The sequence below is a fragment of the Pseudomonas sp. NPDC089741 genome (assembly GCF_044748825.1).
GTDB lineage: Bacteria > Pseudomonadota > Gammaproteobacteria > Pseudomonadales > Pseudomonadaceae > Aquipseudomonas > Aquipseudomonas helmanticensis.
Map to the genome: position 1 here is coordinate 17,292 of NZ_JBIVGT010000030.1, position 23,814 is coordinate 41,105.

Consider the following 23,814-nt stretch of genomic DNA (forward strand, 5'->3'; position numbering starts at 1 on the left):
ATCTCCCGTACTTTTCAAGGATTGTGTATGGATCAGCTTCCGATCATCGATATCAGCCCGCTCTACTCCGACGACGAAAACGCCTGGCCTGCCGTGGCCGCGCAGATCGACCTGGCCTGCCGCGAATGGGGTTTCTTCTACATCAAGGGTCATCCGATCTCGCCGCAGCGCATCGACGCCGTGCTTGATCACACCCAGCGTTTCTTCGCCCTCCCCGCCGCCGAAAAACTCAAGATCGACATCACCCAGACCCGCCACCATCGCGGCTACGGCGCCATCGCCACCGAGCAACTCGACCCGAGCAAACCCAGCGACCTCAAAGAAACCTTCGACATGGGCCTGCACCTGCCCGCCAACCACCCGGACGTGCTCGCCGAAAAACCTCTGCGCGGCCCCAACCGCCATCCAGCGCAAGCGGGTTGGGAAACCCTGATGGAGCAACATTACCTCGACATGCAGGCCCTCGCGCAAACCCTGTTGCGGGCGATGACCATTGCGCTGAACATCGAACGCGATTTCTTCGACTGCCGCTTCGTTGACCCGGTCAGCGTCCTGCGCATGATCCATTACCCACCGCGCCACACCGCCAGCTCCACCGAGCAGCAAGGCGCCGGCGCGCACACCGATTACGGCTGCATCACCCTGCTCTATCAGGACAGCGCCGGCGGCCTGCAAGTGAAAAACGTCAAAGGTGAATGGATCGACGCGCCACCGATTGACGGCACCTTCGTGGTCAACCTCGGCGACATGATGGCGCGCTGGAGCAACGATCGTTATCGCTCGACTCCGCACCGGGTGATCAGCCCGCGCGGCGTTGACCGTTATTCGATGCCGTTCTTCGCCGAACCGCACCCGGACACGCGCATCGAATGCTTGCCCGGTTGTCAGGACCCACAGCATCCGGCGAAATATCCGACCACCACCTGCGCCGAATTCCTGCTGTCGCGCTTCGCCGATACCTACGCTTATCGGCGCGAGCAGGAAGCCGTTTGATGGATCGCTTGGTCAGGTTTTGCCAATTGTTTCAGCGCGCATCTGTAGAATGCCGTCATTGCACCTGATGAGAAAAGAATATGTACGACTGGCTCAACGCCTTGCCCAAGGCTGAACTGCACCTGCATCTGGAAGGCTCGCTGGAGCCCGAGCTGCTGTTCGCCCTGGCCGAACGCAACAAGATCGCCCTGCCGTGGAACGACGTGGAAACCCTGCGCAAGGCTTACGCCTTCAACAACCTGCAGGAATTCCTCGACCTGTATTACCAGGGCGCCGATGTGCTGCGCACCTCGCAGGATTTCTATGACCTGACCTGGGCGTACCTGCTGCGCTGCAAGGCACAGAACGTGATTCACACTGAACCGTTCTTCGACCCGCAGACCCACACCGACCGGGGCATCCCGTTTGAAGTGGTGCTCAACGGCATCGCGGCGGCACTGAAGGATGGCGAGCAGCAACTGGGCATCACCAGCGGTTTGATCCTCAGTTTCCTGCGCCACTTGAGCGAAGAAGAAGCCGAGAAAACCCTCGATCAGGCGCTGCCGTTCCGTGACGCGTTTGTCGCTGTCGGTCTCGACAGTTCCGAGATGGGCCACCCGCCGAGCAAGTTCCAGCGGGTATTCGACCGAGCCCGCCACGAAGGTTTCCTGACCGTTGCCCACGCCGGCGAAGAAGGCCCGCCGGAGTACATCTGGGAAGCCATCGACCTGCTGAAAATCCAGCGCATCGACCATGGCGTACGCGCCATCGAAGACGAGCGCCTGATGCAGCGGATCATCGACGAGCAGATCCCGCTGACCGTGTGCCCGCTGTCGAACACCAAGCTTTGCGTGTTCGATCACATGTCGCAGCACAACATCCTCGACATGCTCGAGCGTGGCGTGAAGGTCACGGTGAACTCCGATGACCCGGCGTACTTCGGTGGTTATGTGACCGAGAACTTCTACGCGCTGCATGAGCATTTGGGCATGACCCAGGATCAGGCCAAGCGCCTGGCGCAAAACAGCCTCGATGCGCGCCTGGTAAAACCCTAAAAGCAAAAGATCGCAGCCTTCGGCAGCTCCTACAGGAGTACACATAATCCTGTAGGAGCTGCCGCAGGCTGCGATCTTTTCAGACCACCTCGGTCAGCTCTTCGAGGGTTTTACCCCGGGTCTCCATCCCGAACAACCACACCACCCCCGCCGCAATCGCAAAGCACGCCGCCCCCAGCGCAAACACCCCGCCCTGCCCGGTAATCGGAAACACCAGCCCGGTCACCAACGGCCCGAGCAACGAACCGACGCGGCCAATGGCCGAGGCGAAACCCGAGCCGGTCGCGCGCGCCGAGGTCGGATACAACTCAGGTGTGTAGGTGTAAAGCACCGCCCACATGCCGAACAGAAAGAACTGCATGAGCAATCCCGTGCTGATCAGCAGCGCCACGTTGCCGCCGAACACCGCGCTCTGCCCATACAGAAACGCCATCACCCCGCCGCCGAGCAAGGTGACGATGCACACCGGTTTACGGCCCCAGCGCTCGACCAGCCACGCCGCCATCAAAAATCCAGGAATCCCGCCCAGCGAAATCAGCACCGTGTAATACACCGACTGCGTCACGGCAAAACCCGACTGTTGCAGCAACGCACTCAGCCATGACGTCAGCCCATAAAAACCGAGCAGCGCGAAAAACCACAGACTCCAGATCATCGTTGTGCGCTGACGATACTGCGGCGACCAGATCTGCTTGAGCGCCGAAAAGAAATGACCCGGCGGCGTTACCGTACGCGGCAAGCGAATCGGTTCCGGCAGCACCGCACCGCCCATCGACGCACGCACCCGCGCTTCGATGCCGCTCAACACCTTGTCCGCCGCGTCATCTCTCCCGGCCTGCTCCAGCCAGCGCGGTGATTCGGGAATGAAGAAACGGATCGCCAGGACAAACACCGCCGGCACCGCCAATACGAGAAAGATGTCACGCCAGCCAATCAGCGGCAGCAGGAAATACGACAGCACCCCCGCCGCGACAAAACCCAACGGCCAGAAGCCATCCATCAAGGCGATGTAGCGCCCGCGTCGCCGGGCGGGAATCAACTCGGACAGCATCGACTGCGCGATGGGAAACTCCATGCCCATGCCGATCCCCAACAGAATGCGGAACAGTGTCAGAGCCTCGACCGTTTGCGCCGTCGAGCACAGGTAACTGGCCACGCCCCACAGGACGATGCTCCACTGGAACACCGGTTTGCGCCCGAAACGGTCGGCGAGCATGCCGGACAACGAAGCCCCCAGCACCATGCCGAAAAAACTCGAGCTGGCGAGCAGCCCAGCCTGGGCGCTGCTCAGGCCGAACTCGGCTTTGATCGAGCCGAGCAGGAACGTCATCATCGCCAGGTCCATGGAGTCGAAGAAAAACGCCAAGGCAATGATGATGAAAATGATCCGGTGATAACCGCTGATCGGCAGTCGTTCCAAGCGTTCTGCCGCGCTGAAGCCGTGAGTGTCCATGCCGCCTCCCCCATCCGAAAAGTCCCCGGATCGAGTGTGCGCGATAGCGACCCTGCGTTCGTGCTGGATGCGACCTGTTCGCAGCCGTAGACGACGTCAGCAACATTGAGCCAGCCCCGAACGTTAATGACGCGCGGCTCTACTACGCCATTTGCAGCGCGGTTTCCTTGGCGAAGCGCAGCAATTCGCGTTCGCCAGTGGCCGACAATTGCAGCGCTCTGGAATCATTCGGCAAGGTCAGCCAGCCGGACTGCATGAACAACTGCAACAGCGCCGCCCCAAGTGAACCGCCCATGTGCGGTCGGCGTTCGCTCCAGTCGGGGCACGCGCAGGCCACTTGCACATTGCGATGGGCCAGCGCCTGGATGAACACCCCGCGTCCGGCCAATTGCTTCGCGCCTTTGTGAGTCACAACCACGCGCTGGTCAAACTGTTCGATCCAGCCGGCATCGAGCAGTCGCTGATAAAGATCGGCAGCCAGCGTTCCGCCCAGATGGTCGTCGCAAAAGCGCGCGCGCAACAACGACGAAGGCGCGGCCTGCGGTTTCGCCATGGGCGTGGAGCGTTTGAACACCTCGGGTATTTCTCGTGGAGTGCTGGCGATGGTCGCGCTGGCCAGCGCTTCTATCGCCGCACCGACCTCCGGTGCCGAGAGACGGAAAAAACGCTTGCGACCACGGACTTCGACCTTCAACAGACCGCCTGTGGACAGCCGCGCCAGATGCGCGCTGGCCGACGACGGTGACAGCCCTGCCAGTAGCGCAAGTTCCTCGGTTTGCCGGGCCGAACCATCCATCAACGCCCACATCATCGCGCTGCGCTTGGGGTCGGCCAGCAACGTGGCGATCTGGCTGATGCAAGGTGCATGTTCCATGTATTCACTCCCTGTGGAATCGTATCGTCTACTGCTCGCAGACATCTTGACCAGTAATGGGTCGGCGGCCAAGACGCGAAAAACGCCACGTGCCGGGGCAATGCAGACCCTTGGCACAACACCTCCCGGCATAGACGTCGCGGCCTTGCGCTGCCCTGATTTGAACAGGACCCGCTTGGTCTGACGGTGTCCGCACCGGGGTTTCGGTACTGGCATGAGGCAGGCGCTAGTATAAGCGGGATGCAAGCTCCGTCCCGCGCCGGAGCCTGCGCGGGTGGTGATTGTTCCTGACAGAAATTTCTCTATTTAACTGCGACTAATGATCAAGTTTCGAGAAATCGGGAAATTGACTACTCAATTCAGCGCATCGGCTGGCAAGCATTTCCCTCAACAGGTTCACTGGCTTACTCAATTGTGCGCGATGTGCGCACAGCAAATTCAGCGGAGCGCGCTCGCACAGCAGCTCCGGCATCAACACCTTGAGCCGGCCCGCCAGCACATCGGCGCCCACGTCGAGCCAGGATTTATAGGCAATCCCGGCGCCGGCCACCGCCCATAAGCGCACGACGTCGGCGTCATCACTGAAGCGGTCGCCGCTTACGGTCAGACCGACTTCCCGTTTGCCGTCATGAAAACTCCAATGGTCGTGCACCCGACTGCCGAGCATGTACAACAGGCAATTGTGCTGGGCCAGTTGCTCGAGCTGGTGCGGTTCGCCGTGCCGGGCCAGGTAGGCCGGGGCGGCGCAGAGCACGCGGCGGTTATCCGGGGCGATGGGCAAAGCGACGAGGCTTGAGTCTTCCGGCTCGCCATAGCGCAAGGCGATATCCACTGGCTGGCGAAACAGATCGGCGATGCGGTCACCGAGCAGCAGGCGCACCGTCAGTTTCGGATGTTCGCGCTGAAACTCGTCGAGCCACGGCAGCAACAGATTGCGCCCGAAATCCGAAGGCGCCGACAGCTGCAAGACCCCACTGACCTGATCCTGCCCGCTGGCGAGCAGGCGCCGGCCTTCATCGAGACTGCTCAATGCCGCCCGCGCGTATTCGAGAAAACCTTCACCCTCGGCCGTCAGGCGCAGGCTGCGTGTCGAACGGGCGAGCAAGCGTGCGCCGAGTTGCTGCTCGATACGCTTGAGCGCCGCGCTGGCCACGGCGGCGGACATGTCCATTACCCGCGCAGCAGCCGACAGGCTGCCCAGATCCGCGGCGCGGACAAACAACTGCAAGTCATCGAAACGCAGCATTCCCAGCCTCGATTATCAAAAAAATATTGAAAGAGAGTGCTCTTTTAGCCGGTTTTATCTTGCAGAGAAATAGCCAATCATCTGTCCATCGAATTCATCCCGCTGCTCTGGAGCCGAACATGTCTCAGCCGTTCACCGCTATCGCTACCCTGATTGCCAAACCCGGCCAGCAGGATCTTCTCGAACAAAGCCTGCGCGCACTGGTTGCACCAAGCCGTGCCGAGGACGGTTGCAGCCAGTACGACCTGCATCGCGATCTCACCGATCCGCAGGTTTTCTACGTGATCGAACACTGGGCCAGTGAGGAGATCCTCCAGGCGCACAACGCCAGCGCGCACTTTTTGCACTTCCAGGCCACTGCCGGCCAGACCATCGAACACTTCCAGCTCAAGCGCCTCGGCGCGATTGCCTGATTCCTTCTTCCATTACCTGTACGGAGCCCTTCATGAAAGCCATCGCCTATTACGCATCCCTGCCAATCAGCGACGCCAAAGCCCTGCAAGATATCGAGTTGCCAGAGCCGGTCCCTGGCCCGCGCGACCTGCTGGTGGAAGTCAAAGCGATTTCGGTCAACCCGGTCGACACCAAAGTGCGGCAGAACGTGGCGCCGGAAAATGGTGCCGCGAATGTGCTGGGCTGGGATGTTGCCGGTGTGGTCAAGGCAGTCGGCAGCGAAGTGACATTGTTCAAGGCCGGCGACAAAGTCTTCTACGCCGGCTCCATCGCCCGCGCTGGCGGCAACAGTGAACTGCACACGGTTGATGAGCGCATCGTCGGCCATATGCCGAAATCCCTCGGTTTCGCCGAAGCCGCTGCCCTGCCGCTGACCGCGATCACGGCCTGGGAGTTGTTGTTCGAGCGCCTGCAAATCCGCGAAGGCAAAACCGCTGAAGGCCAGAGCCTGTTGATCGTTGGCGCGGCCGGCGGGGTGGGTTCGATCCTCACGCAATTGGCCAAGCAGTTGACCGGGCTGAAGGTGATCGGCACCGCGTCCCGCGAGCAGACCCGCGATTGGGTCAAGGAACTGGGCGCGGATCTGGTGATCGATCACAGCCAGCCATTGAGTGAAGAGCTCAAGCGCGCTGGCATCGACCAGGTGACTCACGTCGCCAGCCTGACCCAGACCGATCAGCATCTGGATCAACTGGTCGAGGCGCTCGCGCCGCAAGGCAAACTGGCGTTGATCGACGATCCGAAGTCGCTCGACGTGAGCAAGCTCAAGCGCAAGAGCCTGTCGTTGCACTGGGAGTTCATGTACACCCGCTCGCTGTTCGAGACGCCGGACATGATCGAGCAGCACAAGCTGCTTAATCGTGTCGCGGAGCTGATTGATGCGGGGACGTTGAAGACCACGGTGGGCGAGCATTTCGGTGTGATCAATGCGGCGAATCTGCGTCGCGCGCATGAGTTGCTGGAGAGTGGCAAGGCCAAGGGGAAAATTGTTTTAGAAAGTTTCTAAAGTCAAAAGATCGCAGCCTTCGGCAGCTCCTACAGGGGGTGACGAGCCACGGTTTAGTGCGCGCGGCCGTGTAGGAGCTGCCGCAGGCTGCGATCTTTGCCGTCAGTCAGATGGCTGATCCTTGTCACAATTGCGATCGTATTCAGGACTACAATCGAAGCCTCTGCGATACATCTTTTACGCAAGGGAGGTCAGCAATGAAGATCCTGATAAAAGAAGTGGCAAAGTCTCAATGGCAGGTTCGTCTCGACCAGCACGCCGTGACATTCCGCAGTGAAGCCGAAGCACTGGCCTTCACCCGCACCCTCGAAGCGCGACTCTGCGCGCCCCATCAGATTCCCGACCGCAGCCAGCAACGCGCTGCCGGCTGAGTTTTCTAGACCTCAGCCTGCGCCAGCGCCCGGGCATTTTGCAAACGCCGGGTGAGCAACGCGACGCTCACCACCAGCACACCACACAAGCTGATGACGATGGCCATCGGCACCGCCGTGCCGTCGTGCAACACGCCGACCAGCGCTGAAGCGCCGGCGGCGACGCTGAACTGCATGCAGCCGAGCAACGCCGAAGCACTGCCGGCACGCCCGCCCTGCCCGTTCATTGCGCAGGCCGCCGCATTCGGGCTGATGCAGCCCAGGCTGGAAACACAGATGAACAACGGGATCAGCAACGGCCACAAGGATTCCGTGTGCAAGGCGCTGACGGCCAGCAAGGTCAGCCCCGCCGCCAGATAAACCCAGACCGCCCGCGACAGCAGGAACGCCGGGCCACGCTTGGCCAGCAACCGCGCATTGACCTGCGCGACCAGAATGAAACCCGCCGCGTTGGTGCCGAACAGCCAGCCGAAGTGCTCGGCAGGAACGCCGTACAGTTTGATGAAGATGAACGGCGAGCCGGCGATGTAGGCGAACATCCCGGCGATGGCGATGCCGCCGGTCAGGGCGTGGCCGAGGTAGACCCGATCCTTGAGCAGGCGCCCATACTGGCGCAGTGCGCCGGACAACGGCTGGCGCGGCATATGCGCCGGCATACTTTCCGGCAAGCCCAGTGCTACCGCGAGGCCAGCCAGTGCGCTGAACCCGGTCAACACGAGGAAAATCGACTGCCAGCCGGTGGTGTTGACCAGCAGGCCGCCGAGCATCGGTGCCAGAATCGGCGCCAGGCCCATCACCAGCATCAGTTGCGAGAAGACTTTTGCCGAGCCCACTGCGTCGCATTTGTCACTGACCACCGCCCGCGAGATCACCATCCCTGCGCAACCACCCAGCGCTTGAACGAAGCGCGCGCCGATCAGCCATTGCAGATTCGGCGCATAGGCGCAGGCCAGTGAAGCCAGGGTGAACAGCGTCAGCCCGACGAGCAACGGAATCCGCCGACCAAAGCGATCCGCCACCGGGCCGTAAGCCAGCTGACCGATGGACAGGCCAGCGAAATACGCCGCCAGGGTCATCTGCACGTGTTTCTCATCGGTGCCGAAGGCCAGCGCCATCGAGGGAAAAGCAGGCAGATAGAAGTCGATCGCCAAGGGCCCGAAGGCGGTCAAGGCACCGAGAATCAGAATGGTACGGAAGTTCATCAGGCATCCAGGTAGGCAAGTCGGCAGCCCGACAGTCTAGCTGCGCCCGGACGCCTTGAACATTCCGATAGCTCGCTAACTATAAAAACAGCAAAAGATCGCAGCCTTCGGCAGCTCCTACATTATTCAGTGCAGGAGCTGCCGAAGGCTGCGATCTTTTGCTTCTAGGCGAGTTTGACGGCGTAGCCCTCGTCGCTGATGACCTCAATCACCTGCTCGGCACTCAGCGCACTTTCCACGCCGACCTCTTTCGCCGCCAGATCGACCCGCACGCTGGCCGCCGGATCTTTGGCCTGCAGCGCGTTAGTGATGGCTTTGACACAGTGACCACAAGACATGCCCTGAACATTGAACACTTGCATGGAATGACTCCGTTGAGTGGGGTTGCCGGCAGTCTCGAGCTTGCCACGATGGCAAGGTCAAGTTCTTGAATAAACTGCCGGGCTGGCAATCGGCGCCGCGCTCGGCCAAGCTGCGTAGATCAATGACTTCAATTCAGGAGATTCAGCCATGCGCTGGTCAGTTTTCAGCCTGTTTGGCTTTCTCAGCCTTTTTACCGCCCTCCCTCAAGCGCAAGCTGCCGGCGAGGATTACGCAGTGCTGATCATTTCCCGCGAGCGCCTGGAAGTGTCGACCTCCTGCGAGATCGGCGTGTACATCCAGGATCAGCTCTCGGCGCGGCTGCTGCAGGAGCAGAGTATTTCCTTCAACCTGCCGCCGGGCACGGTGTCGCTGCGCTTGAAGTTGCTGCCGGGCCAGGTTGCCGGTTGCAACCCGGGCATGCTCGCGCCGGGTTCGCAGGAGATCAAACTGCATGCCGGTGACGTGTTGAAGTATCGGTTGGCGATGAATTCGGAAGGCGTCTATCTGAAGCGCGCCGATCTCGAATATTGAGTCGCTAGCCAAAAGATCGCAGCCTTCGGCAGCTCCTACAGGGGGATCACATTCCAATGTAGGAGCTGCCGAAGGCTGCGATCTTTTGCTTTCAGATGGCGCTTGACCTTGCCCGCATGGCAAGGTTGATCCTGTAGGCAACTTCTACAGGGAGCGTGACCGATGTCCGAATCCATCACTTTCGATCTGCCGATTGCCGGCATGACCTGCGCCAGTTGCGCCGGGCGTGTCGAACGGGCCTTGAGCAAAGTCAGCGGCGCCAGTGCCGTCAGCGTCAATCTCGCCACCGAGCAGGCCCGCGTGCAAGCGCCCGGCGACAGCTTGCCAGCGTTGATGGAGGCGGTTGAACGCGCCGGTTACACAGTCCCGCAACAGAGCCTTGAATTGAATATCGACGGCATGACCTGCGCCTCCTGCGTCGGTCGCGTCGAGCGTGCCCTGCATAAAGTCCCCGGTGTAAAAAGCGTCAGCGTCAATCTGGCCAACGAACGCGCGCACCTCGAATTGCTCGGTCAGGTCGATTCACAACCCCTGCTCGACGCGGTGAGCAAGGCCGGCTACTCGGCCAGCGTCTGGCAAGCCGAACACCCACAAACCGATAATCAGCAACGGCGTCTCAAGCATGAGCGTTGGGCATTGATCTGCGCGATCGTTCTCGCTTTGCCACTGGTAGCGCCGATGTTGCTGCAACCGTTCGGCGTGCACTGGATGCTCCCGGCCTGGGCGCAATTCGCCCTCGCCACGCCGGTGCAATTCATTTTCGGTGCGCGCTTTTATGTCGCTGCGTGGAAAGCCGTGCGGGCCGGCGCCGGTAACATGGACTTGCTCGTCGCCCTCGGCACCAGCGCCGGTTACGGCTTGAGCCTGTATGAATGGGCCACCGCCGCCGGGCGCATGCCGCATCTGTATTTCGAAGCATCGGCGGTGGTCATCGCTCTGGTGTTGCTCGGCAAATACCTCGAGAGCCGCGCCAAACGCCAGACCGCCAGCGCCATCCGCGCCCTCGAAGCCTTGCGCCCGGAGCGCGCGATTCAAGTGATCGACAGTCGTGAACAGGACGTTGCCATCAGCGCCCTGCGCCTCAACGATCTAGTGCTGGTTAAACCCGGCGAACGTTTCCCGGTCGATGGCGAAGTCATCGAAGGCCAGAGCCACGCCGACGAAGCGTTGATCAGCGGTGAAAGCCTGCCCGTGCCAAAACAACCAGGCGACAAGGTCACCGGCGGCGCCATCAATGGCGAAGGCCGTTTGCTGGTACGCACTCAGGCGCTCGGCGCGGAAACCGTATTGGCGCGGATCATTCGTCTGGTCGAAGACGCACAAGCGGCGAAAGCGCCGATTCAGAAACTGGTGGATAAAGTCAGCCAAGTGTTCGTGCCGACCGTGTTGGTTCTCGCGCTGGCGACGCTGATTGGCTGGTGGCTGTACGGCGCGCCGCTGGAAACCGCGTTGATCAACGCCGTCGCCGTATTGGTGATCGCCTGCCCGTGCGCGCTCGGCCTTGCCACCCCGACAGCAATCATGGCCGGCACCGGCGTCGCTGCGCGCCACGGCATTCTGATCAAGGATGCCGAAGCGCTGGAACGGGCTCATGAGGTCAGCAGTGTGGTGTTCGACAAGACCGGCACGCTGACCTCCGGTACGCCGCGCATCGCGCATTTCAGCGCGGTCGACGGTGATCAAAACACCCTGCTGAAACTGGCCGGTGCGCTGCAACGCGGCAGTGAACACCCACTGGCGAAAGCGGTGCTGGATGCCGCCGCCGAACGTGATCTGAACGTGCCCGATGTCAGCGACAGCCAGTCGCTGACCGGTCGCGGCATTGCCGGCACTTTTGATGGCAGGCGTCTGGCGCTGGGCAATCGGCGGATGCTCGAAGAAAACGGTTTGAGCGCCGGCCATCTACAGCACTCTGCTCAAGCCTGGGAAGCCGAAGGCCGCACCCTGTCATGGTTGATCGAGCAAAGTCCTCAACCGCAGGTGCTCGGCTTGTTCGCCTTCGGCGACACCTTGAAACCCGGCGCGCTGGAAGCCGTGCAGCAACTCGCCGCACAAAATATCCACAGTCATCTGCTGACCGGTGACAACCGTGGCAGCGCTCGCGTGGTCGCCGAGGCGCTGGGCATCAGCAATGTTCACGCCGAAGTCCTCCCGGCAGACAAAGCCGCGACCGTCGCCGAGCTGAAAAAAACCGGCGTGGTCGCGATGGTCGGCGATGGCATCAACGATGCCCCGGCGCTCGCGGCGGCAGACATCGGCATCGCCATGGGCGGCGGCACCGACGTCGCCATGCACGCGGCGGGCATCACCCTGATGCGCGGCGATCCACGGCTGGTGCCGGCGGCGCTGGAGATCAGCCGCAAAACCTACGCGAAGATTCGCCAGAACCTGTTCTGGGCATTCGTCTACAACCTGATCGGTATTCCGCTGGCGGCGTTCGGTTTCCTCAACCCGGTACTCGCCGGGGCGGCGATGGCGCTGTCGAGCGTCAGCGTGGTGAGCAATGCGCTACTGTTGAAAACCTGGAAACCCAAGGATCTGGAGGAGCACCGATGAACATCGGTCAAGCGGCCAAGCAAAGTGGCCTGAGCGCAAAAATGATCCGCTACTACGAGTCCATCGGCTTGCTCAAAGCAGCCCATCGAACCGACAGTGGTTACCGGGTCTACGGCGATGACGACCTGCACACGCTGGCGTTTATCAAGCGTTCGCGCGACCTGGGATTTTCCCTCGAAGAAGTCGGCAAACTGCTGACCCTCTGGCAGGATCGCCAGCGCGCCAGCGCCGATGTGAAGGCGTTGGCGCGCCAGCACATCGAGGAACTGAATCAGAAAATCCGTGAACTCGGTGAGCTGCGCGACACCCTGCAAGACCTTGTCGAGCACTGCAACGGCGACCACCGCCCCGATTGCCCGATCCTCAAGGAACTGGCGTCGGGCTGCTGCGCGCAACCCGCTCGCGCCTGAGTGCCAACAGTTTCACCGCGAGCAACGTGCCGAGGGGAATGCCGTGGAACAGCATGACCACGGCACCCGGCGTCCACCAGGCATAAAACGGCGCGGCGATCAGCATGCCGATGCCCAGACCGGTCATTTGCAGCAGGGTCAGGAAACTGAAGATCGGCAGGCGCAGGGATTCCGGTTCGCGTTGCAGACGTGACATCAGTCCGACCTCGGAGAAACCGTCGCCGAGGCCCGCCGGCAGTGAAAACAGCAGCAAGCCATACAGGCTGTGCTGCTGGAACATCAGGATAAAACCGCAGGACATCAGCGCCACGCCGAAAAAGAACCGGCGTTCGAGATGGATGTTGTCCGAGCCCTTCAGGCGACTGGCGATTCGCGCACCCAGCAGTTTGCCGCTGGCCCACACCGCGAGCATCAGGCCCAGGGTGGTGCTGGCGGAATCCGGGCTGAGCAGTTTCGAGATGATCGGAAAACCGACGTTGTGCGCCGCGCTGCCCAACGTATCGCCCATGCTCACGGCAAGCATCGCGGCAATCACCGGAGCGCAGCGCAGGCATTGCATGAGGGCTGACCATTCGCCGCGCCCGGGTTGTTCATCGAGGGTGGTTTGCGCGAAACGCAGCGGCAGGATCAGCAACGCGGCCAGCAGGTAAGTCAGTGCGTTCAGCGCGAACACTGTTTCGAAACCAAACCCCGCCACTAGCAACCCCGAGACCAGACTGCCACCGACCATCGCTGCCGAGGAGGCCGAGGTGATCCAGGCGTTGGCCTTGAGCAATTGATCGCTGGGGATCAGACGCGGCAACTGGCTGTTGAGGCCGATGGCGAACATCGAATTGCCCAGACCTAGCCCGAAGGCAACCACCGGCAAGAAAATCGCCTGTTGTGCGACAGGCACGACCAGCAGCAAACCGAGCAGGCCCGCCCGCAGCAGATCGAAGGCAATCAACGGCACTCGCCCACCCCAGCGGCGGTAAAACGCGGTGCCGATCAGGCTGGCAAAAATCCCCCCACCCACGCGGCTGGCGAGAAAAATCCCGACGCTCATGGCGCTGTTGCTCAGCAGGTAGACGTAAGTGGCTAGCGCGACCATGTTGAGGAAGGCGCCGAAGTCGGAGATCAGTCGGGCGGTGACGATCAGTTGGGTGTTGCGCGGGGTGCTCACATTCAGTCCTTGAGTGTGCGGAGGCCGGTCAGATTCCCACACAACTTTCAGCAACACCACTACCCCTGTGGGAGCTGGCTTGCCAGCGATAGCGGTGGTTCAGCCTGAGAAGATGTGTTGCCTGTAATGGCCCTTTCGCTGGCAAGCCAGCTCCCACAGGTTTTTTTGGTGATCTCTGGAGAACTGCAGGTCACAAAAAACCCGGCCGAAGCCGGGTTTCTCATCAAGCGATCACTGCATCCACGGTGGTGGTGGCGGTTCGTCGGACTTGCCTTTCGGCTCGTCGTCTGCCGCGCGGATCGCCTGTTTGCGTTCCTCGTCCAGCCGCGCCGCTTCGATCTCGCGCAACACCCCGCCAACATCGGCCAGGTCTTCCGGATCATCGAACTCGCCGGTCAGCACACTGTTCGGGTGCAGGATGCCGGCTTCGTACAGCGCCCACATTTCTTTCGCGTATTTGGTCAGCTTCAATTCCGGCGCAAAGCGACCGAAATACGAAGCCATGTTGCCAACGTCACGCTCGAGCATGCTGAACGCGTGGTTGTTGCCGGCAGCATCGACCGCTTGCGGCAGGTCGATAATCACCGGGCCGGTCGGGGTCAGCAGCACGTTGAACTCGGAAAGGTCACCGTGCACCAGACCGGTACACAACATCAGCACGATCTGCGAAATCAGAAACGCGTGATACTCACGAGCCTGATCCGGCTCCAGTACCACGTCGTTCAGACGCGGCGCGGCATCGCCGAATTCGTCAGCCACCAGTTCCATCAACAGCACGCCGTCGAGGAAGTCGTACGGTTTGGGTACCCGCACACCGGCACCGGCCAGACGGAACAGCGCCGCGACCTCGGCATTCTGCCAAGCATCCTCGGTCTCTTTACGACCGAACTTGGAGCCCTTGGCCATCGCCCGAGCCTGTCGGCTATTGCGCACCTTGCGGCCTTCCTGATACTCGGCCGCCTGGCGGAAACTACGTTTGTTCGCCTCCTTGTAGACCTTTGCGCAACGTAACTGATTGCCGCAGCGCACCACATAAACAGCTGCTTCTTTACCACTCATCAGTGGGCGCAGCACTTCGTCGACCAGACCGTCCTCGATCAGGGGTTCAATGCGTTTTGGAGTCTTCATCAGCTTTTATTGTGGGTCCTTTATTACCAAACACGCGAATGTCACTCGTTATACGGCAATCCTCGCGTCTCGGGGAGGGGTTGCCGACCTGTGAACCTGTGAATGCACACACTGTGCCGAAAAATCGACCGCAGCGAATCATAGCCGAGCCGGCCTTGAATGTTGGTATCGGCCGTGAAGGGCATTTGCGACAGAATCTGACATCAAGATCAAAAGATCGCAGCCTGCGGCAGCTCCTACCGGGAACACAGGCTGCGATCTTTCAGCGTTCAATGATCGCGGTAACGCCTTGGCCGCCGGCGGCGCAGATCGAAATCAGGCCTCGGCCTTTGCCTGCGGCGTCGAGCAATTTCGCCAGGTTGGCGACGATGCGCCCACCCGTCGCGGCAAACGGATGGCCTGCAGCCAGGGAACTGCCTTTGACGTTGAGTCGGCTACGGTCGATCGAACCCAGTGGCGCATCCAGGCCCAAACGGGTTTTGCAGTATTCGGGATCTTCCCAGGCCTTGAGCGTGCACAGCACTTGCGCGGCGAACGCTTCGTGAATTTCGTAGTAGTCGAAGTCCTGCAAGGTCAGTCCGTTGCGCGCCAGCAAGCGTGGCACGGCGTACACCGGCGCCATCAACAGGCCCTCGGCACCGTTGACGAAATCCACTGCTGCCGCTTCGCCATCGCGCAAATACGCGAGGATCGGCAGGCCTCGTTCCTTCGCCCACTCTTCACTGCCCAGCAGCACCACCGAGGCGCCATCGGTCAGCGGTGTGGAGTTGCCTGCCGTCAGCGTGCCTTTGGCGCTTTTCTCGAAGGCCGGTTTCAGCGAGGCGAGCTTTTCCAGGGTCAGGTCAGGGCGCAGGTTGTTGTCGCGGGTCAGGCCGAGAAACGGCGTCATCAGATCGTTATGCCAACCCTCGGAGTAGGACGCGGCCAGTTTGTGATGACTCTCAAGCGCGAGCTGATCCTGATCTTCGCGGGGAATGTTCCAGGTCTGCGCCATCAGCTCGCAGTGCTGCCCCATCGACAGGCCGGTGCGCGGCTCGCCGTTGCGCGGGAATTCGGGGATCAAGTGTTTTGGCCGTAGCTGCAGAAAAGTTTTCAGTTTGTCAGCGGTGGTTTTGCCACGGTTTGCTTGCAGGAGGATTCGGCGCAAGCCTTCGCTGACGCTGATCGGCGCGTCGGAGGTGGTGTCGACGCCGCCGGCAATCCCGCAATCGATCTGGCCGAGGGCAATCTTGTTGGCGACCAGGATCGCCGCTTCCAGTCCCGTGCCGCAGGCTTGCTGGATATCGTAGGCCGGCGTGGCGGGAGACAGGCGCGAGCCGAGCACACATTCACGGGTCAGGTTCATATCCCGTGACAATTTGAGCACCGCGCCCGCCACCACTTCGCCGATGCGCTGGCCATGCAGGTTGTAGCGTTCGATCAGGCCTTCAAGTGCGGCGGTGAGCATCGCCTGATTGCTGGCGGTGGCGTACGGCCCATTGGAGCGGGCGAAAGGGATACGGTTACCACCGATGATCGCGACGCGGCGCAGCTGACTCATGAATAACTCCTTTTCAAATTGATCGAATTCAATGCAGTGCCCTGTGGGAGCGGATCTTGTGGCGAGGGAATTTATCCCCGTTGGGTGGCGAAGCCGCCCCCAAACCTGCATCCGCGACAAATCAGGCACACCGGATGCGATTTGAACGCGACGGCTGCGCCGCCGAACGGGGATAAATCCCCTCGCCACAGATCCGCTCCCACAGGGTCGTTGGTCTACTCTGCTGTTCAAGCGTAGGCCTTATTGCGTGGATCGAACGATTGATTGCCGTGGGTAGTCCACACTTTGAACCCCAACTTTTGGAGAGCGTTCCATGTCTGACCGCTATATCGACTTCGCCAACTCGTCCATCGGCCATCGTCTGGTCGGGGCGCTGGGCCTGCCGTCGCCGGTGCGGCTGGAACGCTGGCAGGCCGGACGCCTGCGGCCGGTGGAAGGTGCACTGCTGATCGGTGGCGGTGCGCTGGCCGAAAAGGTCGCCGTATTTGCCAACCGTCTGACCGAGAGCATCTACCGCTACGGCGAGTTGCCGGCGTCCGCCAGCGAGTGGATTCCCGGCCACGGCCCGAAACTCAAGGCTGTGGTGTTCGACGCCAGCGACTTGCAGCACACCGACCAGCTCAAACAGCTGCGCGAATTCTTCCAGCCGTTGATGAAGAACCTTGAGCACAGCGCGCACCTGGTGATTCTCGGGCGCGCCCCGGAAACCCTGCGCGAACCCTTTGCCGCCAGCGCGCAACGAGCGCTCGAAGGCTTTTCGCGGTCACTGGCCAAGGAGCTGCGCAGCGGCGGCACGCTGCAACTGATCTATGTCGGCGAAGGTGCCGAAGATCAGTTGGAAGGTCCGCTGCGGTTTTTCCTTTCTCCGAAAAGCGCATTCATCAGCGGTCAGGTGATTCGCCTGACCGCCTGTGCGACGCCGGTCACCGACTGGACACGACCGCTGGCCGGGCGCAAAGCGTTGGTCACCGGTGCTGCGCGCGGCATTGGCGCATCCATCGCTGAAACCCTGGCGCGCGACGGTGCCGAGGTGATCCTGCTCGACGTACCGCCCGCCAAGACCGATCTCGAGGCCCTCGCCGCCCGCCTCGGTGGACGCGCGATCACCCTCGACATCTGCGCCGAAGACGCCGCCACGCAATTGATCGAACAGTTGCCCGACGGCCTCGACATCCTCGTGCACAACGCCGGCATCACCCGCGACAAAACCCTCGCCAACATGACCCCGGAGTTCTGGGACGCGGTGCTGGCAGTCAACCTCAATGCGCCGCAAGTGCTGACCAAAGCCCTGCTCGACAGCGGCACGTTGCATGACCACGCGCGGGTGATTCTGCTCGCCTCGATCAGCGGGATTGCCGGTAACCGTGGCCAGACCAACTACGCCGCGAGCAAGGCCGGCCTGATCGGACTGGCACAGGCCTGGGCGCCGTCACTGCTCGAACGCGGCATCAGCATCAACGCCGTGGCGCCGGGTTTCATCGAAACCCAGATGACCGCACACATCCCCTTTGCCTTGCGTGAAGCCGGGCGGCGCATGAGTTCACTCGGCCAGGGCGGTCTGCCGCAAGACGTCGCCGAAGCCGTTGCGTGGCTGGCGCAACCGGGCACCGGCGCCTTCACCGGGCAGGCGCTGCGGGTCTGTGGACAAAGTGTTCTGGGGGCTTAGGCATGAGCATCGAATGGCACACACTGGATCGCGAACCGAGCCTGCCCGGGCTATACGCACGGGCGGCGACGCGACGCAAAATCACCGGCACGCAATTGCCTGACAGCGGCTTGCGCTGCTGGGTTGATATCGATGGCCAACGGCTAGCGGTGTATCGCAAGGTCTGTGGTTTCGCCGACGACGGCTTGCTGCCGCCGACTTATCCACACGTCCTCGCATTTGCCTTGCAGATGCAATTGCTGACCGCAAAGGAGTTCCCGTTTCCGTTGCTCGGACTGATTCACCTGAGCAACCGCATCCGCGTGTTGCGGCCGATGGGCGGAATCAGTCGCGCGCAAGTCAGCGTGCGGGTGCACAACCTGCAAGCGCATCCCAAAGGCGCGACGTTCGATCTGCTGACGACTCTGGATGATCAGCTCGGGCCGTTGTGGGAAGCCGAGAGCCAGATGTTGTGTCGCGGCGTGAAACTCGAAGGCGAACCCCTCGAGCAAACGTGGGAACCTGCGCAGGCACTGAGCAAAGTGGCGCACTGGAAAGCCCCGGCCGATATCGGCCGGCAGTACGCCAAGGTGTCCGGAGATTACAACCCGATTCACTTGAGCGCCGCGAGCGCCAAGCTGTTCGGTTTCCCCACGGCGATTGCCCATGGTTTGTGGAACAAGGCGCGCAGCCTGGCGGCGCTGGCGGATCACTTGCCCAAGGCCAATCTCGAGATAGCGGTGCACTTTCGCAAACCGGTGCGCCTGCCGAGTGAAGTGACATTGCTGGCGAGCGCGGCAGGGTCCAGTGGCGAACTGCGTCTGGTCGGCGCAAATGAGCTGGAACACATGGTGGGACAATGGCAGCCAATCGCCTGATCCCGCCCCTTAGCGCCCTCGCCACAGGTTTCACCTTAGCCATCGGATGAGTGATGCGGCTGACCTGTTAATTGTGTGTATATCACTTAAGTTTTTCCGTGCCCTGCCCCAGTTGATGGAAAACACCCAGCCTTGATTCTCAAGGCTTTTTTTTGCGCGTTTATACCTTGGGTATTAGTCCTTAGGCGCTGCACTGCGCCTTATATATAAAGGCGTTAATACCAACTTGAGAATGGTCGAATCCGCGCCAGCACCTGAAATTGCAGCAACGGACGAGGCATCGCCGGCGACAGATCGGCGAGCCATCGAAGGCAACGAACGTTGTGACAGGTGCAAGGAATCTCGATCATGAAAACTCAAGACGTATGGTGCAAATCAGCAATTGCTCTGGCATTGATCCTCTCCCTCGGCCTCGCCGGATGCAGCAGCGGCGGTGGCGGTCATCACAGCAGTTCCGGCAGCTCCTCGCCAACCAGCGGTACTGGCGGTACAAGTGGCACGGGTGGTACTGGCGGCACGGGTGATACCGCAGGCACAGGCGGAACCGGTGGTACTGGCGGCACAGGCACAACCGATCCGACCAATCCAACCAACCCGACGAATCCGACTGACCCTACGAATCCAACCGATCCAACCAACCCGACCAATCCAACCACCACGCCGCTGGTGACCACCACCCTGGTGCACGATGTCGGCACTACGGTTGCTGGCGTCGGCACCGGTGTTGGCCAGATTGGCGACTCTCTGAGTACTGTTCCGGTGGTCGGTGGCGTGGTGCAAAGCGCCGCCAACACCGCTGGCAACGTCGTCAGCACATTGGGCGATGGCGTGGCGAATGGCATCGGCAAACTGCCGACCGACCCCAAAGGCCTGACCACTACAGTGGCTTCGGTCGGCGGCGTTGTGACCGATGTCGGCGACGGCGTCTCTGACCTCAGTGGCAAGCTGGCAACCGCTACCGGCAGCGTTCCTGTGGTGGGTGGCGTGATCACCAAAGTCGCGCCACTGCTCGATGGCGTCGGTGCGAAAGTCACAATGCTCGGCAATACCCTCGACACCACGCTGACCAACGGCCCAACCAGCCAACTGACGGATAAACTCGGCGCCGGCCTGGTGCCAGTGATCGCGATGGTCGAAAGCACCACCGACAAAATCGGCGGTGCCACCGGCCTCGGTGATCCGCTCAAAGGTGTGATCCAGAAAGTCGGCGATACCGTTAATGGCGTAGGCGACAAAGTTACCGACGCTGGCAACGGCAATGCCCTGACCAATACCCTCGGTGGCGCACTGAGCAACGCCGGGACTGCGGTCGGCAAGGCGGGCGGTCTGGTTTCCAACGGCACCGGTTCCGGCACCGGCGGTGGTATTGGCGGCGGTCTCGGTGGCGGCCTCGGCGGCACCGGCCTGCTGCAAACCGTCGGCGGCGCAGTGGTCAACGTCGGTTCAGGTTTGAATGCCGGCAACACTAATGGCGTGGTCAGTGCCGGTGGTGTCACTGCGGTTGGGCTGGGCAACACCGTCGCTTCGCTGAACACCGTGCTCGGCGGTTCGGGCTCACCGATCACTGCGACCACCTCGCCTCTGGCCACCGTTGGTGCCACCTTGGGCGCAGGCTTGAACCCGGTCACCAGCGCTGTCACCAACCTGACCCAACAAGTAGGTGGCGCTACCGGTCTCGGCTCGCCAGTCGCCGGCCTCACCGGCCAGGTCGGTGGTGCAGTCAGCAGCCTCGGCAACACCATCGCGGCCACCAACAACCCGGTTACCACAGCAGTCGGTGGCCTGGTCAACAACGTCGGCGGCACCGTCGCAGCAGTCGGCGGCCTGGTCAACGGCGGTGCCAGCGGGGGCACTGCCGGTGGAGTGGGTGGCGGGCTGGGCGGTGTGCTCGGCGGTTTGACCGGCGCCCTGGGAGGCAACAAACGCTAAATTGCACCTGGCCGATTCGACGGCCTCACCTACAGCGCCTACGCTTGGTTGAGGGCGGAAGATTCCCACGAGTCTTCCGCTTTTTTCTTAGGAAAAAACAGCCCCGAGCTGCGATCTGACCATGGAGTGTCCTATGCGCGTTATGGCGTCCCTGCTGTTCCTCAGCCTCAGTTCCGCTGCCCTCGCCGACACCCTGCCCAGCTTCCTCAACAGCAACGAAACCATCCGCAACCTGCCCGTGCCCAACTTGCCCGCCGATGCCTATCGCCCGAACGCGGCCCCGGTGCAAGTCCCGGATGCCGGTGCGACCACTGCGCAACCGTTGTTGATGCAGACCAAGGTCAATCTGAAAACCGTGCAGATCGAAGGCGGCACGATCTACCCGCTCACCGAACTGGCGGAAATCTATAAACCCCTGATCGGCCGCCAGACCAGCCTCGCTGACCTGATCGAAGCCACGCGCAGCATCACTCGGCGCTACCAACAGGACGGTTACCTGCTGTCCTACGCGTTTCTGCCACAGCAGAATTTTGATGACGGCGTAGCCCGCGTGGTGCTGGTGGAAGGCTATGTGCGCGATATCCAGATGCAGGGTGACGTCGGCCGGGTCAAAGGCCTGCTCGACAAACTCGCGGCAAAAATCCAGGCCGAGCGGCCGCTGACGCGCAAGACGTTCGAGCGCTACACCACGCTGATGACGCGCATTCCCGGCGTGACCATCCAGGCGCAAGTGCCACCGCCGGGCACCACCGACGGTGCCACGACACTGGTTGCCGAAGCCAGCCGCAAGCCCTTCACCAGCACGCTGAGCACCACCGAAGACAACCGCAACGGCACGCAAGCCTTGCTCGGTGTCAGCAGCAATTCGCAGACGTCGATGGGCGAACAGTTGTCCCTCAGCGGACTGTTTCCGCCGGGCGACGACAAAGAACATTACTACCGCCTCGACTACAACCAGTTCCTCAACGACGAAGGCGCGCAGCTGGCGCTCTCGGCTTCGCGTTATCGCGCCGATCCCGGCACCAATGTGCTGCTCGACAATGGCCTGGAGCTCAAACCGCATCGCGAGAATGACCGCTATTCGATCGGTTTCACCCTGCCACTGATTGCCGCCTCCAACGAACTGCTCACCGCCGGTTCGCGGCTGTATGCGGTCAACGACAAGACCCGTTACAACGTCATCGGCTATCCGCTGAGTGTTGAAGAACGCACCGACATTCGCGCCCTCGCCTTCGAGAGCGACTGGCGCAAGGCCGATGCCCGGCAACTGCGGATTTTGAGTGGCGGCGTGTATCAGGGCCTGGACAGCATGGGCGCGAAAACCAACAACAGCGCCATCGATCTGGACTTCTTCCGCGTGCGCCTGTCCGGGGTGCAGAGCGACAAGTTCTTCGACAACTGGCAGGGCGTGCTGTCGGCCGCACTGTACTGGAGCGACGACACCTTGCCCGACAGCGAGCGTGCAGTATTCGGCGGGCAGAATTTCGGTCGTGGTTACCCCGACGATCAAGCGTCCGGCGACAAGGGTTGGGGCGTGGCCTACGAGATCAACTACAGCTTCAACCGCGACGGCAATTGGCTGCGCATCCTGCAGCCGTATTTTGTGCTGGACCGCTCGCGCAGCTGGTTCAACGAACTGCCGGTACAAGCCAACAGCCTGTCATCGGCAGCCATCGGCCTGCGCTTTGGCGATGCCAAGTATTACAACATCGCCCTGGAAGCGGCGAAGGCCATGTCGGATGAAGCACTCGATACCTTCAACCGCCGGCCGCGTTACAGCATCAGCTTCAGCTACCAACTCTAATCCCCGTAGGAGCTGCCGCAGGCTGCGATCTTTTGATGTTGTTTTTTAAAAAGCCAGATCAAAAGATCGCAGCCTGCGGCAGCTGCTACAGGGTGGCTCAGGATTGTGGGTCAATCCGGTCCAGCGCGCGGCTCACCGCCAGTTCGGCCAGCATCACGATTTGCTGGATCGCCAGCGCCGTGTTGCGCTGCGGGCGGCTGAGCTGGTCGGCAAAATCACTGGCCATGACGTTGGCCGAGGCCAGCGATTCGCAGGCATGGGCAAGCAGGCTTTCGGTGTCGATGTTTGGCTGGACGAGAAACATCGTGCTCGGCTGGTAGGGTTTTGCAGGGGTGGGGCAAAGGTAGAAGTCGAGGGCGCGTTTGATCGCTTCGCGGTTTTTGACTTGATCGTCGATGCGGATGGCGTCTTCGAGGGGGGTGGTGAAATCTTGGGGCGGGTCGGGAATCAGCTTGTCCATGGAAAACTCCTACTTGGCTGTGGAAGCCAACTCTTGTCGTTTCCACACGACAAAAGGTGGCAGCTATGCGCAGGGTGGAAATACCGATAAGTAGGCAACCGGCCAGACCGAAGTCTGCCCACGCACAGCCGCCGCGACACAGTTTGCAGACGAAAGAAGTCGCCGACAACGATTACGGTGGTGGTGCAATGCATCTACTTGAATTTCAGGTTTCCACACCTGGCCGCTGCAATGGCAGCGACGACCCAAGCCTTGAGAGCGCACGTCTGACGGACAACCTGAAAACCTTGTGGGAAGGTTCTTCAAAATTGAAACAACTTTAAACATCAACATGATTCGGTGGCAGGAAGGGCGGCTCCCACATTGACCGCGACCAATGTAGGAGCTGCCGAAGGCTACGATCTTTTGACGTTGTTTTTTAAAAAGCCAAATCAAAAGATCGCAGCCTGCGGCAGCTCCTACAGGGGGTTAAGTTTCAGGTTTCAGGGTTACGGGCTGCCACCGGAACCGCTGTCGACCTTGCCGCCCTGCTCCTGATCGAAGAACGCCGGGATGTCATGTTGATAACTTTTCAGCCAGCGCTGCATGGCCAGTTCGCGTTCGGTCGGGGTCACGGTTTGCGGTTTCGGCGAGGCGACTTTGTTGCGGCCTTGCAGTTGCAGCCAGCCTTCGGTCTCCTGTTGCTGGGCCGAGGCGGGGCCGGCGTCGATGGCGTGACTGGTCAGCGGCAAGGTCAGCAGGCCCAGGCAGACAAGGATGGCTTTCATCATCGCGCT

At 61.3% G+C, this 23,814-nt stretch carries 22 protein-coding genes; 12 read left to right on the top strand and 10 right to left on the bottom strand.

The window, feature by feature from the left end; all coding sequences use genetic code 11:
• The first annotated feature begins 27 nt into the window (after nucleotides 1-27).
• Together ACIPZE_RS22685 and ACIPZE_RS22690 are read left to right on the top strand one after the other, a co-directional pair.
• Complete coding sequence (locus ACIPZE_RS22685) at nucleotides 28-993, top strand: 2-oxoglutarate and iron-dependent oxygenase domain-containing protein (RefSeq protein ID WP_400775402.1); 966 nt, start codon at nucleotides 28-30, stop codon at nucleotides 991-993.
• An 80-nt stretch (nucleotides 994-1,073) separates the two neighbouring features.
• Entirely contained in the window at nucleotides 1,074-2,027 is a 954-nt protein-coding gene (locus ACIPZE_RS22690; RefSeq protein WP_008082147.1) for an adenosine deaminase, read from the top strand.
• A 79-nt stretch (nucleotides 2,028-2,106) separates the two neighbouring features.
• Here the strand turns inward: ACIPZE_RS22690 and ACIPZE_RS22695 are convergent, their stop codons facing one another.
• From ACIPZE_RS22695 to ACIPZE_RS22705, 3 genes are all read right to left on the bottom strand, one after another.
• On the bottom strand, nucleotides 2,107-3,480 hold the full coding sequence (locus tag ACIPZE_RS22695; RefSeq protein ID WP_283437818.1) for an MFS transporter: 1,374 nt from the start codon (nucleotides 3,478-3,480) through the stop codon (nucleotides 2,107-2,109).
• Between the two features lie 142 nt (nucleotides 3,481-3,622).
• Entirely contained in the window at nucleotides 3,623-4,354 is a 732-nt protein-coding gene (locus ACIPZE_RS22700; protein WP_129388668.1) for a helix-turn-helix transcriptional regulator, read from the bottom strand.
• Between the two features lie 316 nt (nucleotides 4,355-4,670).
• Nucleotides 4,671-5,600: a LysR family transcriptional regulator gene (locus tag ACIPZE_RS22705; protein ID WP_283437819.1), complete on the bottom strand. Its 930-nt coding sequence runs from the start codon at nucleotides 5,598-5,600 to the stop codon at nucleotides 4,671-4,673.
• Nucleotides 5,601-5,719: 119 nt separating this feature from the next.
• Between ACIPZE_RS22705 and ACIPZE_RS22710 the strand changes: the two genes are divergently transcribed.
• The 3 genes from ACIPZE_RS22710 to ACIPZE_RS22720 all read left to right on the top strand — a co-directional run bounded on the left by ACIPZE_RS22710 (nucleotide 5,720) and on the right by ACIPZE_RS22720 (nucleotide 7,430).
• Complete coding sequence (locus ACIPZE_RS22710) at nucleotides 5,720-6,013, top strand: putative quinol monooxygenase (protein ID WP_283437820.1); 294 nt, start codon at nucleotides 5,720-5,722, stop codon at nucleotides 6,011-6,013.
• Nucleotides 6,014-6,045: 32 nt separating this feature from the next.
• Entirely contained in the window at nucleotides 6,046-7,059 is a 1,014-nt protein-coding gene (locus tag ACIPZE_RS22715; protein ID WP_400775407.1) for a zinc-binding alcohol dehydrogenase family protein, read from the top strand.
• A 197-nt stretch (nucleotides 7,060-7,256) separates the two neighbouring features.
• A complete protein-coding gene (locus ACIPZE_RS22720) occupies nucleotides 7,257-7,430 on the top strand; it encodes a hypothetical protein (RefSeq protein WP_007914687.1) in 174 nt (57 codons plus the stop codon).
• 5 nt (nucleotides 7,431-7,435) lie between these two features.
• Here the strand turns inward: ACIPZE_RS22720 and ACIPZE_RS22725 are convergent, their stop codons facing one another.
• Nucleotides 7,436-8,632 carry a multidrug effflux MFS transporter gene (locus ACIPZE_RS22725; protein ID WP_400775410.1) on the bottom strand — a complete coding sequence of 399 codons (1,197 nt, stop codon included), beginning with the start codon at nucleotides 8,630-8,632 and terminating at the stop codon, nucleotides 7,436-7,438.
• A gap of 164 nt (nucleotides 8,633-8,796) precedes the next feature.
• Nucleotides 8,797-8,994, bottom strand: a complete 198-nt coding sequence (locus ACIPZE_RS22730; RefSeq protein WP_283437822.1) for a cation transporter — start codon at nucleotides 8,992-8,994, stop codon at nucleotides 8,797-8,799.
• Nucleotides 8,995-9,142: 148 nt separating this feature from the next.
• On the opposite strand from ACIPZE_RS22730, the gene ACIPZE_RS22735 reads away from it, so the two are divergent.
• The 3 genes from ACIPZE_RS22735 to cueR all read left to right on the top strand — a co-directional run bounded on the left by ACIPZE_RS22735 (nucleotide 9,143) and on the right by cueR (nucleotide 12,492).
• Nucleotides 9,143-9,526 (top strand): hypothetical protein, encoded by a 384-nt coding sequence (locus tag ACIPZE_RS22735; protein WP_129388650.1) that lies wholly within the window; start codon nucleotides 9,143-9,145, stop codon nucleotides 9,524-9,526.
• A gap of 162 nt (nucleotides 9,527-9,688) precedes the next feature.
• On the top strand, nucleotides 9,689-12,082 hold the full coding sequence (locus tag ACIPZE_RS22740; RefSeq protein ID WP_400775413.1) for a heavy metal translocating P-type ATPase: 2,394 nt from the start codon (nucleotides 9,689-9,691) through the stop codon (nucleotides 12,080-12,082).
• Nucleotides 12,079-12,492, top strand: coding sequence for a Cu(I)-responsive transcriptional regulator (cueR, locus tag ACIPZE_RS22745; protein ID WP_283437824.1), 414 nt, complete (start codon nucleotides 12,079-12,081; stop codon nucleotides 12,490-12,492). The genes ACIPZE_RS22740 and cueR overlap by 4 nt, the downstream gene beginning before the upstream one ends.
• Here cueR and ACIPZE_RS22750 read toward each other — a convergent pair.
• From ACIPZE_RS22750 to ACIPZE_RS22760, 3 genes are all read right to left on the bottom strand, one after another.
• On the bottom strand, nucleotides 12,446-13,654 hold the full coding sequence (locus ACIPZE_RS22750) for an MFS transporter (protein ID WP_400775416.1): 1,209 nt from the start codon (nucleotides 13,652-13,654) through the stop codon (nucleotides 12,446-12,448). The genes cueR and ACIPZE_RS22750 overlap by 47 nt on opposite strands.
• A gap of 231 nt (nucleotides 13,655-13,885) precedes the next feature.
• Nucleotides 13,886-14,782: a PA4780 family RIO1-like protein kinase gene (locus tag ACIPZE_RS22755; protein WP_129388633.1), complete on the bottom strand. Its 897-nt coding sequence runs from the start codon at nucleotides 14,780-14,782 to the stop codon at nucleotides 13,886-13,888.
• Nucleotides 14,783-15,044: 262 nt separating this feature from the next.
• Nucleotides 15,045-16,322, bottom strand: coding sequence for an acetyl-CoA C-acetyltransferase (locus ACIPZE_RS22760; RefSeq protein ID WP_400775418.1), 1,278 nt, complete (start codon nucleotides 16,320-16,322; stop codon nucleotides 15,045-15,047).
• Between the two features lie 313 nt (nucleotides 16,323-16,635).
• Between ACIPZE_RS22760 and ACIPZE_RS22765 the strand changes: the two genes are divergently transcribed.
• The 4 genes from ACIPZE_RS22765 to ACIPZE_RS22780 all read left to right on the top strand — a co-directional run bounded on the left by ACIPZE_RS22765 (nucleotide 16,636) and on the right by ACIPZE_RS22780 (nucleotide 22,578).
• Nucleotides 16,636-17,988, top strand: coding sequence for a 3-oxoacyl-ACP reductase (locus tag ACIPZE_RS22765; protein ID WP_400775420.1), 1,353 nt, complete (start codon nucleotides 16,636-16,638; stop codon nucleotides 17,986-17,988).
• Nucleotides 17,989-17,990: 2 nt separating this feature from the next.
• A complete protein-coding gene (locus ACIPZE_RS22770; RefSeq protein WP_400775421.1) occupies nucleotides 17,991-18,845 on the top strand; it encodes a MaoC family dehydratase in 855 nt (284 codons plus the stop codon).
• Nucleotides 18,846-19,193: 348 nt separating this feature from the next.
• The gene (locus ACIPZE_RS22775; RefSeq protein ID WP_400775423.1) at nucleotides 19,194-20,774 is read left to right on the top strand and encodes a collagen-like triple helix repeat-containing protein; all 1,581 of its coding nucleotides are present in this window, start codon (nucleotides 19,194-19,196) and stop codon (nucleotides 20,772-20,774) included.
• A gap of 133 nt (nucleotides 20,775-20,907) precedes the next feature.
• Nucleotides 20,908-22,578 carry a ShlB/FhaC/HecB family hemolysin secretion/activation protein gene (locus ACIPZE_RS22780; protein WP_400775424.1) on the top strand — a complete coding sequence of 557 codons (1,671 nt, stop codon included), beginning with the start codon at nucleotides 20,908-20,910 and terminating at the stop codon, nucleotides 22,576-22,578.
• 97 nt (nucleotides 22,579-22,675) lie between these two features.
• Here ACIPZE_RS22780 and ACIPZE_RS22785 read toward each other — a convergent pair whose 3' ends face one another.
• Nucleotides 22,676-23,038 carry a DUF6124 family protein gene (locus ACIPZE_RS22785; RefSeq protein ID WP_400775426.1) on the bottom strand — a complete coding sequence of 121 codons (363 nt, stop codon included), beginning with the start codon at nucleotides 23,036-23,038 and terminating at the stop codon, nucleotides 22,676-22,678.
• A 488-nt stretch (nucleotides 23,039-23,526) separates the two neighbouring features.
• Nucleotides 23,527-23,805, bottom strand: a complete 279-nt coding sequence (locus ACIPZE_RS22790) for a DUF3613 domain-containing protein (RefSeq protein WP_129388613.1) — start codon at nucleotides 23,803-23,805, stop codon at nucleotides 23,527-23,529.
• Nucleotides 23,806-23,814: the final 9 nt, after the last annotated feature.